Raw genomic sequence first — 13,086 nt, 5'->3', positions numbered from 1 at the left:
TGGGACTTTTTTTCTACACTAAAAAAGGCTCCATAATCTCTACAGTGGATTTACCCACTACAGAAATTATAGAGCCTCTAAAATTACAAATGCGATTGCAGCGAAAAAAGATGGAAAGAGCAGTAGTAGAATGAACTGCTCTTTTTTGTGTCTATGATAAACCATTCAAGACGTTTCGGTGACTGTTTAGGATTTGAATAATAATTTGAAAAGGTAACACTTTTCTGTACAATTTTTATAAAGTGTTTTTTGTTAAGCGGTCACTCGCTTAGCGATGGGTGTTTGATAATTGAGACTACCGTGAATGCGATGATGATTCCACCAGTGGACATAGTTCTTGGTTTTAAGGGTTAGTTCTTTAAGTGAATGAAAGGTTTCTTGATGAATAAACTCCAGTTTGAAGGAACGGTAGGTACTCTCAGCTACTGCATTGTCATAAGGACAGCCAGCTTGACTTAGCGAACGGGTGATACCAAAGGCTTCTAAGACCTCATCAATTAATTGATTGTCAAACTCCTTGCCACGGTCAGAATGGAAAAGATTGACTTGGTTAAAGCATAAGGGATACTCTGAATGGCTTGTTTGACGAGCTCTGCAGTCTTCTGCCAGCCAACAGATACGCCAATAATTTCACGATTAAAGAGGTCAATAATCAAGCAAACATAAGCCCAACGCTGACCAACACGGACATAGGTCAAATCTGTCACAATCACTTCCAGTGGTTTTTCTTGGTGGAACTGTCTGTCTAAGAGATTTGGAATAGGGGCTTCGTTTTTCCCTTTAGCATATGGCTTGAAGCTAGCCTGCTGGTAAACAGATACGAGATTTAACCGCTTCATGATTCGACGAATGCGGCGACGAGATAAGATAATCCCATCTGTAGCCAGACATTGCTTGATCTTTCTGGCACCGTATCTCGATTGGCTCTCGAGAAAAATTTGTTTCACCTTTTCTTCAAGATCAGCTTCAGATACTGGTTCTGAGGTTTTATAGTAGTAGCTAGAGCGCGGGAGATTCAACCAACGACACATGGCTGAAATGCTGTATTTATCCTTGTTAGCAGTGATTAGTTCCCTTTTTGTGCCATAATCACCGCCGCTTGCTTTAGGATGTCTATCTGCATTTCAAGTTCTTTGTTTCGCTTTCTAAGAGCTATCAGCTCCCGCTGTTCATCGGTAATATTATCAATTGATTTGAAGGAGCCCATTGTTTTAGCTTGTCTCACCCACTTATCAAAGGTAGAAGGGGTTAAATCATATTCTTTGATAAGCGCACTTCGTTTCATACTTGCAGTGTGAAGGTCAACGATTTGTTGTTTAAAGTCATCTGTAAAATGACGGCGTATTTTTCTAGACATATTGTTTCTCCTGTTTTCTTTAGTGTAGAACACTTTATAAATTCTGTCTAGTTTAGTGTAACCGATTCAAAGTCTGAATCAAGAGAGCGAAGTGGATTTGAGCTATTTCGGATAAAGTCATGACGGAATTTTGGGCGTTAGCAAGGACTGGATCTGTTGAAGGTGCGAGACATGGAGCAGCATCAGGTTTAAGTGTGTGGTTCCTGGTGTGGAATTGTTGGATCGGGTTTAGGGGGAATTACCCTATAAAAGATTTAGTAAGAAAAGTAATCATGAAGTTTTTCTGAAAACATAAATTTATATTATTGTTATATTTTTAGTGTAAAGATTTTTCTAGTTATTTTTTTCCCAATACAACAATAATTGATCTATTACTATTCGGTATATTTTTAATGCTTATTTTATGTGCGAAGAAGATAGATAATTTCTTTCAATCCAAAATAAAGAAAAAAGCGTCCAAATCTTAAATGGTCATGGAAACGTCCAGGATGGAAAAAAAGAGATATTGACTCAAACTAAAAATAATTCTCGAATGGTCATTACATCATCTTCAACGACAAAATTTTGCCATTTAGGAAAGTTAAATGACTGTTCAGGAAATGGGGGAACTATTTTTTGAGGAAGTGCTATGCTAGACTTGTCGAGGTTGCAACTGGACAAATAAAAATATTATATAAGGAGGTATTCGTTATGAATACAAAATCAATGGAACAATTTGTTACTTTAAATCCAACTGAGCTTGCTAGTGTTGAAGGTGGATATTCCGCCGGGAAATGTCTAGCAGATATTGGCTGGGGAATGGCTGAAGGAGCAATTGGAGGAGCCCTAGCTGGAGGGCTTATAGGAGCAGGAATCGGAATCGGGCTAGGACAAATAGGTGGCAGTATTTACTGTATTGGAAATATATTAGGGGGAAAATAGTATGAATATGCAAAAAAATTTACCAGACGAAACTTTAGAACTTATCTATGGTGGTGGAAGAGTAAACTGGGTCGTTGCTGGGGCACAGTGTATTGGCGCAGGGGTAATTGGACTAGTTGGTGGACCATGGACTGCTTTAGGAGCTTGTGTCGTTAATGGCGGAAAATCAATAACAGGAGATCTGTTAAAATAATGCTTAAGGATATTTCAGTAATCATTTTTAGTGATTTCTTTCCATATTTTCTAATACTGTGTATTATCCATTTTATTGGTAATTCTAAAGAAGATGTGGGATTAAAAAAAGTTAAATCAATAATCGGAGTAATTGTAATACTAAATTTTATCCGAGACATGATACAATACTTTTTTAATTACTATGACTCAGCTCAGTAGTATCGGATGTTTTAGATTCAATAGTTATTTAAGCAGAAGAAGACATAGCTAATATGATAGGTGTGCAATCATTGATTTTTGAGGTAGAGTAGCCATCTTCTGTTAAAAGGCACAATGGTCTATGTCAATGGAACTATTGAAATATGGTAATTATTATGGATAAGAAAAAAGGTAGTTTCAACTGCTATAATTACAGGAATTCTTATAGTTTCAGTATCTAATTTTTTAGAGAGTTGCCCCAGCACTTTTCACTTTGAATATTATTGGATTTTTCTGTTTCTTATCATAATATAAAAGGATCATTTTTGAGAAGTGATTTTATCCACACACCAGCTCCGGCTGATGTTTTTATCTTGAGTGGTTGAAAATCTATGGAAAAATTCATTTCATGATGAAAAAAAGACATTTCAAGATTTTTAGAAAAAATATGACACTAGAGTGTTATATTAGATTTATCAAAATTTCAACGAGACAAAAACAATGGAACAATTCAACGTGCTTAATACTGATTCTCTTGCTACTGTTGAAGGTGGAGTTTCAACGCTTAGTGTTGCTACAATAGCTGGAGGAGCATTTTGGGGTGGTAGTAGAGGACTAGCAGGAGGTCTATTGGCCGGTGCTATTGGTACAGCAGTCGGGGCAGCGGCTGGTGCAATTATTGCTTGTAGATAAACATTAATATTGCTGACTAAAAGAGAGGAATTAATTAAAAATGTATTATACATTAAAAGAGGTAGAACTAGTAAATATTTCTGCAGGAGCTTCAAAAAATAATTGTGTTTGGGGAGTTATGGCAGCAGCGGGAGGAGGATTTCTCGCAGGGGCAGCACTTACTGGCCCCTTAGGTGTATTTGGCGGGGCAATGGCAGGAGTAGGTGCTGCAGTTGCTTTATGCAAATAGGTTCATAAAAGTGAGAAAGTTTAATTTAGCTGCTTTTATAATGGCATTTGGCTTTTTGATAGTAATTATTTTTCCAATTTTTCCAAAAACATTCAAAGACTACGTCTTGTTATTAGGATCGTTACTAACTTTTTGTTTGATACTTCTTATTCCGTATAGAAAAAACAAAAGATAGCATTTAAGAGATATATCAAAAGTCGGATGACAATTGTTCATCCTCCACAATCTAATTGTGTAGATTATATCCCAGCCTATCCAAGGAAAGTTTTACCAGCTTGTTAATTTAACTCATAATAAATTAAAAAATCTAGAGGAACGGGTGCGAATGAAGCGAGTTCTTAAATTGACTCTTTATGGAAGTTTAGAGCTCTATCTGAATGTCTATTTATTGGATAAGTATGGCTTAGAAAGTTGGGTATACTGGTTGAGTTTGGTTTTATCATTGTTACTAATGTATTGGCTAGATAAGCTTTTCTGGTCCGATAAAACTTGGTGTTTCTAATATTGTTTGTCGTCACACTAATATAAATTATTGGTGTGACTTTTGATTTGGTTTATTAATATAAATAAGTAACGGTAAAATCTTCCCATTTAGGAAAGTTAAATGACTGTTCAGGAAATGGGGAAATTATTTTTTGAAGAAATGCTATACTAGACTTGTCAAGGTTGCAACCCGACAAAATAAAAATATTAGGTAGGAGATATTTACAATGAATACAATAACTATTTGTAAATTTGATGTTTTAGATGCTGAACTTCTTTCGACAGTTGAGGGTGGATACTCTGGTAAGGATTGTTTAAAAGACATGGGAGGATATGCATTGGCAGGAGCTGGAAGTGGAGCTCTGTGGGGAGCTCCAGCAGGAGGTGTTGGAGCACTTCCAGGTGCATTTGTCGGAGCTCATGTTGGGGCAATTGCAGGAGGCTTTGCATGTATGGGTGGAATGATTGGTAATAAGTTTAACTAAGGAAGGAGTTTATATCATGAAGCAGTATAATGGTTTTGAGGTTCTACATGAACTTGACTTAGCAAATGTAACTGGCGGTCAAATTAATTGGGGATCAGTTGTAGGACACTGTATAGGTGGAGCTATTATCGGAGGTGCATTTTCAGGAGGTGCAGCGGCTGGAGTAGGATGCCTTGTTGGGAGCGGAAAGGCAATCATAAATGGATTATAAAAGTCTTTTATCGCTTTTATTATTCATAATTCCCCTTGTAGTTATACTAATCGGTCTTCGAAAGAATAATCAGAAACTAATCATTGCTGGGGTAGCTCCTCTTATCTATCTATTATGCAGTTATCTTTTAGACTGGATTTTTGATTGAGAAATTCGATTTTGGTCTATTTGTAGATTTTCAAAGTATGCTAAATGTTTTTAACCTCCCCAAAAATTATCAAGTCAAGTACAGCAAAGTATTCATCTTGAACGGTTGAATAGTTATACAAAAGATATCTCATGATAAAAAACAGACATAGGAAATAAATTTGGAGGCTGATATTGATATGAAATTTTGATAAACATATTGAATTAAATACCTTCGTCTTGGAAGAAATTCAAGGAGGAAACCCAAATTGGGGGTTCAGTATTTGCTCATTATGTTGGAGATTAGAAATAAGATTTTTCTGCTTCTAAGCATTCCTGTTTAATACTAGAACAACGGTAAATGGTAAGCAGATTCGGCGGCCTGAATCAGAGTGGGAACGTCTTGACAATAATCATGAGGCAATTGTATCAAGTGAGGACTTTGACAAAGCTCAACGATCACTTGCCTCTCGCATTAGTGGGCCGAAAAATCAGACTTGCAACCAGCCAGAAGAAGTTTTATTACGAGGCTTAGTTATCTGTGAACATTGCGGGCATCGTCTCCTTCGATATAGCCACTATAACAACTATGATTATTTTTATTGTCGTTACTGTAGAAGTCAAGGCCAGACCATGAAGTCCTGTCGGATAGATAGAATAGAAGAGGCTATCGAGAAAGAATTAAAGTCTCGGTTGCCGAAGAACTCTCCAAAGCTATCAAAAACGAATCTTATAAGAGAAGCTGAACGGCTGAAAACTCAAAAGGTTTCTCATTTTCAAGACTATAAAGAGGGCTTGATGACAAGAGAAACTTACATGGAAAAACGTCAGAACTTAGATAATTCTATAATGGAAATAGAAGAACAATTAAAGGTAGTTGGTAGGGAAAATATAGCATTTGACAAAAAAATGACCAGGGAAGTGGTTGACACTCATATCGAGAGGATTGTCGTCAATGGCCAAGGTTCTTTTACAGTTGTCTATAGATAATCTAATGAGAGACTTGTGTAATAGCGAGTCTCTTTCTTAAAAAGTAGCTTTGTGGTATAATAAGGGTGTTTTCAGTGTAGAAAAATAGTGTCATTTACTTGACATAAGAGGGTTGGTGTGACGTAGATCAATCGGTTAAGGATAATGTGATTAAAGAAGTAAAAGAAGAAGCGGGACTCGAGGTTGAAGCAAAACGCGTTGTGGCGATTTTGGACAAACATAAGAATAATCCAACCAAGTCTGCACACCGTGTAACAAAGGTATTTATTCTTTGCAAGGTTATTGGTGGGGAATTTCAACCAAATTTGGAAACAATCGGCTCAGCTTATTTTGAACTTGACGACTTGCCACAGCTATCTTTAGGGAGAAATACACCAGAACAAATAGCCCTTTGTTTTGAAGCTAGTCATGCCAAACATTGGGAAACACGATTTGATTAAGGAGGAAAAATGACGTACCAAGGATACTTGATTGATTTAGATGGGACAATTTATGAAGGGAAAAAGCGCATACCAGCTGGGGAACGATTTGTACATCGATTGCAGGAACGACAAATTCCCTATTTATTTGTGACCAATAATACCACCCGCAGACCTGAAACGATACAGGCCATGCTGGCTGAGGAATTCAATATTGTGACGCCACTCGAAACCATCTACACTGCAAGTCTTGCTACCATCGACTATATGAATGATTTGGGTAAAGACAAGACCGTTTATGTAATCGGTGAAGATGGGCTAAAATCAGCTATTTATGAGGCAGGTTACATTGAGGATACAAATAATCCTGCCTATGTCGTTGTTGGGCTAGACACTGATTTGACTTATGAAAAACTCACGATTGCTACATTAGCGATCCAAAAAGGAGCAACCTTTATTGGCACCAATCCAGATTTGAATATTCCAACTGAGCGTGGGCATTTACCGGGAGCAGGTTCAATATTGGCGCTATTAGAAGCTGCAACTCGGATCAAACCAGCCATCATTGGAAAACCAAAATCCATCATTATGGATAAGGCCTTGGAGATACTGGGAACTGAAAAGAGTCAGACAATTATGGTTGGTGATAATTATTTGACAGATATTCGGGCAGGTATTGATAATGGTTTTTCAACCCTTTTGGTACTTACTGGTTTTACGAAGCCAGAAGAAGTAGCTCATTTACCAATTGCGCCAACCCATGTGTTGAATAGTTTAGATGAATGGAGCTTTGATGAAAACTAAACTACAAGTATTCGGAACGGTTTTATTTGTGCTGTCGGGTGCAATCCTTGCTACCATTTATTTGGCATGGCTGGTGTTTCCTGTTGAAATTTCTTATCTAGGGCTGGAAAAAATCGTCTATATGAAATCGGCAGACATCTCATATAATTTCAATATTTTGATGAACTATTTAACCAATCCATTTCAGACAGTTTTAGACATGCCTAACTTTTCTTCCTCAGTTGATGGTCTCAAACATTTCGCTGATGTGAAAAAACTATTTCATTTAGCGCAAGGTGTGTTTGTTCTAAGTTTTCCCGCTTTTTTCTTGTTCATCAAACAGATTCTTTTAAAAGGTCATGGCTGGTTGGTTCAAAAAACCTTGTTGTGGATGATGCTTGCACCGGTTGTCATCGGCTTAATGGGGCTTCTTATGGGATTTGACCAATTCTTTGTTCTTTTTCATACGGTCCTTTTTCCTGGTGATTCTACTTGGTTATTTGATCCAGTCAAGGATCCTGTCATTTATATTTTACCTGAGGAATTTTTCTTGCATTGCTTTATTTTATTTTTTGTTCTTTACGAAGTGTTCTTCTGGGCAATGCTTGCGTGGTCTCGAAAAAGCAATCGATTGGCAAGTTGAGCTAGGACAGGTTTTTATGATTTAAAATCAAAAAAGATTGACAAACGGATGCATTCATAGTAAAATGATAAAGACTTTGAAATTGAGGGGAGTGAAAAAAATGTCAAAAACAGTAGTACGCAAGAACGAATCACTTGATGATGCTCTTCGTCGTTTCAAACGTGCGGTTACTAAAGCTGGTACTCTTCAAGAAACACGTAAACGTGAATTCTACGAAAAACCATCTGTAAAACGTAAACGTAAATCAGAAGCAGCTCGCAAGCGCAAAAAATTCTAATTGAATTTAAAACAGCTTTAGGGCTGTTTTTTATTTACATTTTACCTTATCTAACTTATAATAGGTATGTAGAATTGAGTCAAGTCATTTTGTTCATGAAAAAAGGAGTCTTGCATGAGTATTTTAGTAACAGGTGGTGCTGGGTATATTGGTAGCCATACAGTTGTTGAATTGATAAAATTGGGCAAAGAGGTTGTCATTGTTGATAATCTTTCTAATTCAAGTATTCTGGTTTTGGATCGTATTGAGGAGATTACAGGAAAGAGACCAACTTTTTATGAATTGGATGTAGCTGATAAGGCGGCTCTCCGTTCGGTTTTTGAAAAAGAATCGATTGAAGCAGCAATCCATTTTGCAGGATACAAGGCTGTTGGTGAGTCTGTAGAAAAACCAGTAATGTATTATGAAAATAATATCATGTCAACGCTTGCTCTGGTAGAGGTGATGGCTGAATTTGGAGTTAAGAAAATTGTCTTTTCATCCAGTGCTACTGTATATGGATTGAACAATCCATCACCATTGGTGGAAAATATGCTAACAAGTGCGACTAACCCTTATGGTTATACAAAGGTGATGTTGGAACAGATTTTGCGCGATCTTGAAGTTTCTGACAAAGAATGGAGTGTTGCTCTTCTTCGTTATTTCAACCCAATTGGTGCTCATGAATCAGGATTGATTGGTGAAGATCCTGCTGGTATTCCAAACAACCTTATGCCATTTATTGCACAAGTAGCTGTTGGTAAACGGGCAGAGTTGAGTGTATTTGGGAATGACTATGATACTGTAGATGGTACAGGTGTTCGTGACTACATTCACGTAGTTGACTTAGCACTTGGGCACATTAAAGCACTTGAAAAGATTTCGGATACGACAGGTGTATATACTTATAATTTAGGTTCAGGACAAGGAACAAGTGTATTAGAACTCGTACAAGCATTTGAAAAGGTAAATGGAGTTAAGGTACCTTATAAAATTGTTGATCATCGTCCTGGGGATGTAGCAACTTGTTATGCAAATGCTGACAAGGCTCTGGCTGAACTCAATTGGAAAACCGAAAAAACAATTGAAGATATGTGCCGAGACACATGGAATTGGCAATCTAAAAATCCAAATGGTTATAAGGGTTAATGTTGATTTTTAAAAATATAAAGGTGTGCGCGTAGTGCTCACATCTTCTTTTTTGGGTAACAAAAAAAAGACAGGTGATTCACCTGTCTCTCCAATCAAGAATTATTTCTTCAATAAATCACGGATTTCAGTAAGCAATTCTTCCTGAGTTGGTCCAGAAGGAGCTGGTTTTTCAACTTTTTTAGGGAAAGCTTTTTCTGCAGCTTTAACAATGAAGAAGAGGATAGTGCCAATGATGAGGAAGTTGATTACTGCGCTCAAGAAGTTACCATAAGTAACACCATTCCAGCTCAATTCTGAAATTTTATCTGCACCTGCAGCTTTTAATGCTGGAGTTAACAACAAAGGTGTGATTAAATCAGCTACCAATGAGTCAATGATGGATTTGAATGCAGCACCGAAGATAACTGCGACTGCAAGGTCAATAACATTGCGTTTGAACAAAAATGCTTTTAAATTTTTTAACATATCCTAAATATGTCCTTTCATAAATATTTTACTTTTCTATTATAATCGCTTTTCTTTTTTTTACAATTATAACGACTTGATAGTTTTACTTTTCAAGAAATTTATTATACAATAAAGAATGTTAAAATGTGCAGATTCCCTGAATTTTATGGAGGTAACCGATGTTAGCAAAAGAAAAAATAAATGAGCTTAAGCAATCGGTTAACATTGTAGATATTATTGGTGAATCGGTTGCGCTTACCAAAGCGGGGCGTAATTATTTAGGTTTGTGTCCTTTTCATGGGGAAAAAACACCTTCTTTTAACGTAGTTGAAGATAAGCAATTTTATCATTGTTTCGGTTGTGGTAAATCAGGAGATGTTTTTAAATTTATTGAGGAGTTTCGTGGCGTTTCATTTGCTGATGCCGTGGCAATTATTGCTGAAAAAGCTGGTTTTCAAACTGAATTCATCCCCACTAATCAGCAGGCGCAATCAAGACAGCATCCCCATCAGGTTCTTTTTGATATACACAAGGATGCCGCAAAATTTTACCATGCCTTCTTAATGACGACGAAGATGGGTGAAGAGGCAAGGAGATACTTGCATCAACGTGGTTTGACTGATGAAGTGATTCAAACTTTTCAAATCGGTCTCTCACCACATGAGCAAAATATCCTTTATCAAAAATTATCAGCAGAGTACAATGAGGCAAACTTACTACAGTCGGGCTTATTTAACCCAAGTGAAGGCGAAATGATCTACGATGCGTTTCAAGGGCGTATTATTTTTCCTTTGAGTGATGAATATGGTCGAGTTATCGCATTCTCGGGTCGTATTTGGACGAAAAAAGACCAAGAAAATAAGCAACTAGCCAAGTATAAAAACTCTCGCAGCACGCCGATTTTTAATAAGAGCTATGAGCTGTATCATTTGGATCAGGCTAAGGCTACTATCAAAAAGCAACGGGAAGTGTATCTAATGGAAGGTTTCTTGGATGTCATTGCGGCGCATCGGGCTGGTATCGAAAATGCCGTTGCTTCCATGGGAACATCATTGACACAAGAGCATGTTGGTCACCTTTCTAAATTTTGTAAAAAAGTTGTCCTTACATACGATGGAGATAAAGCTGGCCAGGCTGCAACCATGAAAGCACTGGATGAATTGCAAAATTTTCAGATAGATATTGTGAAGCTTCCTGATAATATGGACCCGGATGAATTTTTACAGAAGAATTCTCCAGAGGCACTGCAACAGATATTGGAAAAATCAAGGATGAGTGATGTTGAGTTTTTAATTCAGTACCTCAAACCTGAAAATCCTGATAACTTGCAGATGCAAATTGAATTTGTTGATAAGATTGCACCGATTATTGCAAAAACACCATCCATTACTGCTCAAAATTCTTATATATACAAAGTGGCAGATTTATTGTCTGATTTTGACTACACACAAGTTGAGTTAGCGGTCAACAATGCACGACTGCAACAACGGCAGACAAGAGTTGGTAGAGGAAATGAGCAAGTTGTTCCAAGAAAGCTGTTTCCTGAACAACCTTTCCTTCGTACTACAAGTCTTATTCGGACAGAGAACCATTTATTATATAGGATGGTTAAACACGCTTATATTTTAAATGAATTTCGACTAAGAGATGATTTTTATTTTGTTACACCAGAACTTCAAGTTATTTATGAAACATTGCGTGAACAGGGCGAAATTACAAGTTATGAATTGTCTCAAATGGATGCCTCGGTTCAACAAGCCTGGTATCGGATGCTGGAAGAACGTTTGCCAGAAGAAGTTGCTCAGGGTGAAATAGAAGAATTGGAGAATAAGCGAGATAAGGAGCTTTTAAAAAAAGAAAATCAATTAATTTCACGAAATATTCGTGAATACTCTCATATGGGAAATAGTGATGTTGCACTTAATGAGTTGCAACAGTTGCTGGATAAAAGAAAACTAATGGAGTAAGCATGACAAATAATAAAGATAAAAAAACTGAAGTAACAACCTTTGACATCCAAGTTGCAGAATTTATTCGCAACCATAAGAAGCAAGGGTCTGCTGCCGACGATGAGATCAATGACCAATTAGTCATTCCCTTTACATTGGATGCGGATGGTATTGACGATTTGCTTCAGCGTATTCAAGATGCCGGAATTGCGATTGTTGATAAAGAAGGTAATCCATCGGCACGGGCATTACGAGTTGAAGAAGAACCAGAATTATCTGATGAAGAATTGCTAGGAAGTAATTCGGCAAAAGTAAATGATCCTGTTCGGATGTATTTGAAAGAGATTGGTGTTGTTCCACTTTTGACCAACGAAGAGGAACAGGAATTAGCCTTGGCAGTAGAAGCTGGTGATCCAGAAGCAAAACAACGTCTGGCAGAAGCTAACCTACGTTTAGTTGTTTCTATTGCGAAGCGATATGTTGGTCGTGGTATGCAGTTTCTTGATTTGATCCAAGAAGGAAATATGGGCTTGATGAAAGCCGTTGACAAATTTGATTACTCAAAAGGATTCAAATTTTCAACATATGCGACATGGTGGATCCGTCAGGCCATTACTCGTGCTATCGCAGATCAGGCTCGTACCATTCGTATTCCAGTACATATGGTGGAAACAATCAACAAATTGGTCCGTGAACAACGTAATCTTCTCCAAGAATTAGGTCAAGATCCGACTCCGGAACAAATTGCAGAACGTATGGACATGACACCTGAAAAAGTTCGTGAAATTCTTAAGATTGCGCAAGAGCCTGTTTCACTTGAAACACCTATTGGTGAAGAGGATGATAGCCATTTAGGAGATTTTATTGAAGACGAAGTCATTGAAAATCCTGTTGACTACACCACACGTGTCGTACTACGTGAGCAACTAGATGAGGTATTGGATACTCTTACTGATCGTGAAGAAAACGTATTGCGTCTTCGTTTTGGTTTAGATGATGGAAAAATGCGCACGTTAGAAGATGTTGGTAAGGTCTTTAACGTAACCCGTGAACGCATCCGCCAAATTGAAGCCAAAGCCCTTCGCAAACTCCGCCACCCATCCCGCAGCAAACCACTCAGAGACTTTATTGAGGATTAGAAAGGTACTATGTACCTTTCTAACGCCTGCTTGAAAATAAGAGAGCAGGCTGTCTGGGAGACAAAATCAACCGCTCGCCGAAAACAGGAAACGAGCGAAGGTACTGCGTACCTTTCTAACACCTGCTTGAAAATAAGAGAGCAGGCTAATTTGCGGGGGAGGTTTTGACACAAACTTCGTTTGTTTCATCTCCAACCTTCAACAGTCTCCCAGACTGTTGAAGCCTGCCCAGAAATAAGAAAGCAGGCAAGGTTCAGTGATTTGTTTTGACGGGAGTGGGAAAGGACTCAACCATTCATAGAAGGGTTCGTCAACAATTTTTCGTTTTAAGTTGTTGAGCTGAAACAGTCTATCCCCAGACTTCAATTTATGTGAGCTGACTGCCGTCAGCTTATATCTCCAACTTTAAAAGGTCTCCCAGACCTTTTAAA

15 protein-coding genes and 3 pseudogenes are annotated in these 13,086 nt (G+C 37.7%); 16 read left to right on the top strand and 2 right to left on the bottom strand.

The window, feature by feature from the left end:
- Nucleotides 1-252: 252 nt before the first annotated feature.
- Nucleotides 253-1,357 (bottom strand): annotated as a pseudogene (locus ACPC58_RS10905) (IS3 family transposase).
- Between the two features lie 690 nt (nucleotides 1,358-2,047).
- Between ACPC58_RS10905 and ACPC58_RS10900 the strand changes: the two are divergent.
- From ACPC58_RS10900 to galE, 14 genes and pseudogenes are all read left to right on the top strand, one after another.
- The gene (locus tag ACPC58_RS10900) at nucleotides 2,048-2,278 is read left to right on the top strand and encodes a bacteriocin class II family protein (protein WP_115265875.1); all 231 of its coding nucleotides are present in this window, start codon (nucleotides 2,048-2,050) and stop codon (nucleotides 2,276-2,278) included.
- Nucleotide 2,279: 1 nt separating this feature from the next.
- Nucleotides 2,280-2,471 carry a hypothetical protein gene (locus ACPC58_RS10895; RefSeq protein WP_024405076.1) on the top strand — a complete coding sequence of 64 codons (192 nt, stop codon included), beginning with the start codon at nucleotides 2,280-2,282 and terminating at the stop codon, nucleotides 2,469-2,471.
- Nucleotides 2,472-3,151: 680 nt separating this feature from the next.
- Nucleotides 3,152-3,343 carry a Blp family class II bacteriocin gene (locus tag ACPC58_RS10890; RefSeq protein ID WP_434065989.1) on the top strand — a complete coding sequence of 64 codons (192 nt, stop codon included), beginning with the start codon at nucleotides 3,152-3,154 and terminating at the stop codon, nucleotides 3,341-3,343.
- A 40-nt stretch (nucleotides 3,344-3,383) separates the two neighbouring features.
- Entirely contained in the window at nucleotides 3,384-3,572 is a 189-nt protein-coding gene (locus ACPC58_RS10885) for a hypothetical protein (protein ID WP_039671028.1), read from the top strand.
- Between the two features lie 325 nt (nucleotides 3,573-3,897).
- On the top strand, nucleotides 3,898-4,074 hold the full coding sequence (locus tag ACPC58_RS10880) for a hypothetical protein (protein WP_434065988.1): 177 nt from the start codon (nucleotides 3,898-3,900) through the stop codon (nucleotides 4,072-4,074).
- 208 nt (nucleotides 4,075-4,282) lie between these two features.
- Complete coding sequence (locus tag ACPC58_RS10875; RefSeq protein ID WP_039671027.1) at nucleotides 4,283-4,540, top strand: Blp family class II bacteriocin; 258 nt, start codon at nucleotides 4,283-4,285, stop codon at nucleotides 4,538-4,540.
- 16 nt (nucleotides 4,541-4,556) lie between these two features.
- Nucleotides 4,557-4,751, top strand: coding sequence for a class IIb bacteriocin, lactobin A/cerein 7B family (locus ACPC58_RS10870; RefSeq protein ID WP_039671026.1), 195 nt, complete (start codon nucleotides 4,557-4,559; stop codon nucleotides 4,749-4,751).
- Nucleotides 4,752-5,213: 462 nt separating this feature from the next.
- Nucleotides 5,214-5,552, top strand: a pseudogene (locus tag ACPC58_RS10865) (recombinase zinc beta ribbon domain-containing protein); the annotation flags it as partial.
- A 123-nt stretch (nucleotides 5,553-5,675) separates the two neighbouring features.
- Nucleotides 5,676-5,867 carry a hypothetical protein gene (locus ACPC58_RS10860; RefSeq protein WP_434065987.1) on the top strand — a complete coding sequence of 64 codons (192 nt, stop codon included), beginning with the start codon at nucleotides 5,676-5,678 and terminating at the stop codon, nucleotides 5,865-5,867.
- A gap of 110 nt (nucleotides 5,868-5,977) precedes the next feature.
- A pseudogene (locus ACPC58_RS10855) lies at nucleotides 5,978-6,307 on the top strand (NUDIX domain-containing protein); the annotation flags it as partial.
- Between the two features lie 9 nt (nucleotides 6,308-6,316).
- Nucleotides 6,317-7,090, top strand: a complete 774-nt coding sequence (locus ACPC58_RS10850; protein WP_434065986.1) for a TIGR01457 family HAD-type hydrolase — start codon at nucleotides 6,317-6,319, stop codon at nucleotides 7,088-7,090.
- On the top strand, nucleotides 7,080-7,712 hold the full coding sequence (locus tag ACPC58_RS10845) for a TIGR01906 family membrane protein (RefSeq protein WP_434065985.1): 633 nt from the start codon (nucleotides 7,080-7,082) through the stop codon (nucleotides 7,710-7,712). Before ACPC58_RS10850 ends, ACPC58_RS10845 begins: the two co-directional genes overlap by 11 nt.
- A gap of 100 nt (nucleotides 7,713-7,812) precedes the next feature.
- Nucleotides 7,813-7,989 carry a 30S ribosomal protein S21 gene (gene rpsU, locus ACPC58_RS10840; protein WP_000048054.1) on the top strand — a complete coding sequence of 59 codons (177 nt, stop codon included), beginning with the start codon at nucleotides 7,813-7,815 and terminating at the stop codon, nucleotides 7,987-7,989.
- Nucleotides 7,990-8,103: 114 nt separating this feature from the next.
- Nucleotides 8,104-9,117, top strand: a complete 1,014-nt coding sequence (gene galE / locus ACPC58_RS10835; RefSeq protein ID WP_434065984.1) for a UDP-glucose 4-epimerase GalE — start codon at nucleotides 8,104-8,106, stop codon at nucleotides 9,115-9,117.
- 102 nt (nucleotides 9,118-9,219) lie between these two features.
- On the opposite strand, the gene mscL is transcribed toward galE, so the two are convergent.
- Nucleotides 9,220-9,585 carry a large conductance mechanosensitive channel protein MscL gene (mscL, locus tag ACPC58_RS10830; RefSeq protein ID WP_434065983.1) on the bottom strand — a complete coding sequence of 122 codons (366 nt, stop codon included), beginning with the start codon at nucleotides 9,583-9,585 and terminating at the stop codon, nucleotides 9,220-9,222.
- A gap of 161 nt (nucleotides 9,586-9,746) precedes the next feature.
- Here mscL and dnaG point away from each other — a divergent pair, with 161 nt between their 5' ends.
- Together dnaG and rpoD are read left to right on the top strand one after the other, a co-directional pair.
- Nucleotides 9,747-11,534: a DNA primase gene (gene dnaG / locus ACPC58_RS10825; RefSeq protein ID WP_217374930.1), complete on the top strand. Its 1,788-nt coding sequence runs from the start codon at nucleotides 9,747-9,749 to the stop codon at nucleotides 11,532-11,534.
- Nucleotides 11,535-11,536: 2 nt separating this feature from the next.
- On the top strand, nucleotides 11,537-12,655 hold the full coding sequence (gene rpoD / locus ACPC58_RS10820; RefSeq protein WP_217374931.1) for an RNA polymerase sigma factor RpoD: 1,119 nt from the start codon (nucleotides 11,537-11,539) through the stop codon (nucleotides 12,653-12,655).
- Nucleotides 12,656-13,086: the final 431 nt, after the last annotated feature.

This window comes from Streptococcus sp. VTCC 12905, assembly GCF_049893385.1.
Taxonomy (GTDB): domain Bacteria; phylum Bacillota; class Bacilli; order Lactobacillales; family Streptococcaceae; genus Streptococcus; species Streptococcus suis_AA.
The sequence above is the reverse complement of the archived record's forward strand: the minus strand, read 5'-3'. Positions and strand labels throughout refer to the sequence as shown.

Bases quoted from the DNA above. Each gene is read 5' to 3' on its own strand.
- ACPC58_RS10900 (WP_115265875.1), top strand. From the start codon at position 2,048: ATGAATACAAAATCAATGGAACAATTTGTTACTTTAAATCCAACTGAG.
- ACPC58_RS10895 (WP_024405076.1), top strand. From the start codon at position 2,280: ATGAATATGCAAAAAAATTTACCAGACGAAACTTTAGAACTTATCTAT.
- ACPC58_RS10890 (WP_434065989.1), top strand. From the start codon at position 3,152: ATGGAACAATTCAACGTGCTTAATACTGATTCTCTTGCTACTGTTGAA.
- ACPC58_RS10885 (WP_039671028.1), top strand. From the start codon at position 3,384: ATGTATTATACATTAAAAGAGGTAGAACTAGTAAATATTTCTGCAGGA.
- ACPC58_RS10880 (WP_434065988.1), top strand. From the start codon at position 3,898: ATGAAGCGAGTTCTTAAATTGACTCTTTATGGAAGTTTAGAGCTCTAT.
- ACPC58_RS10875 (WP_039671027.1), top strand. From the start codon at position 4,283: ATGAATACAATAACTATTTGTAAATTTGATGTTTTAGATGCTGAACTT.
- ACPC58_RS10870 (WP_039671026.1), top strand. From the start codon at position 4,557: ATGAAGCAGTATAATGGTTTTGAGGTTCTACATGAACTTGACTTAGCA.
- ACPC58_RS10860 (WP_434065987.1), top strand. From the start codon at position 5,676: ATGACAAGAGAAACTTACATGGAAAAACGTCAGAACTTAGATAATTCT.
- ACPC58_RS10850 (WP_434065986.1), top strand. From the start codon at position 6,317: ATGACGTACCAAGGATACTTGATTGATTTAGATGGGACAATTTATGAA.
- ACPC58_RS10845 (WP_434065985.1), top strand. From the start codon at position 7,080: ATGAAAACTAAACTACAAGTATTCGGAACGGTTTTATTTGTGCTGTCG.
- rpsU (WP_000048054.1), top strand. From the start codon at position 7,813: ATGTCAAAAACAGTAGTACGCAAGAACGAATCACTTGATGATGCTCTT.
- galE (WP_434065984.1), top strand. From the start codon at position 8,104: ATGAGTATTTTAGTAACAGGTGGTGCTGGGTATATTGGTAGCCATACA.
- mscL (WP_434065983.1), bottom strand. From the start codon at position 9,585: ATGTTAAAAAATTTAAAAGCATTTTTGTTCAAACGCAATGTTATTGAC.
- dnaG (WP_217374930.1), top strand. From the start codon at position 9,747: ATGTTAGCAAAAGAAAAAATAAATGAGCTTAAGCAATCGGTTAACATT.
- rpoD (WP_217374931.1), top strand. From the start codon at position 11,537: ATGACAAATAATAAAGATAAAAAAACTGAAGTAACAACCTTTGACATC.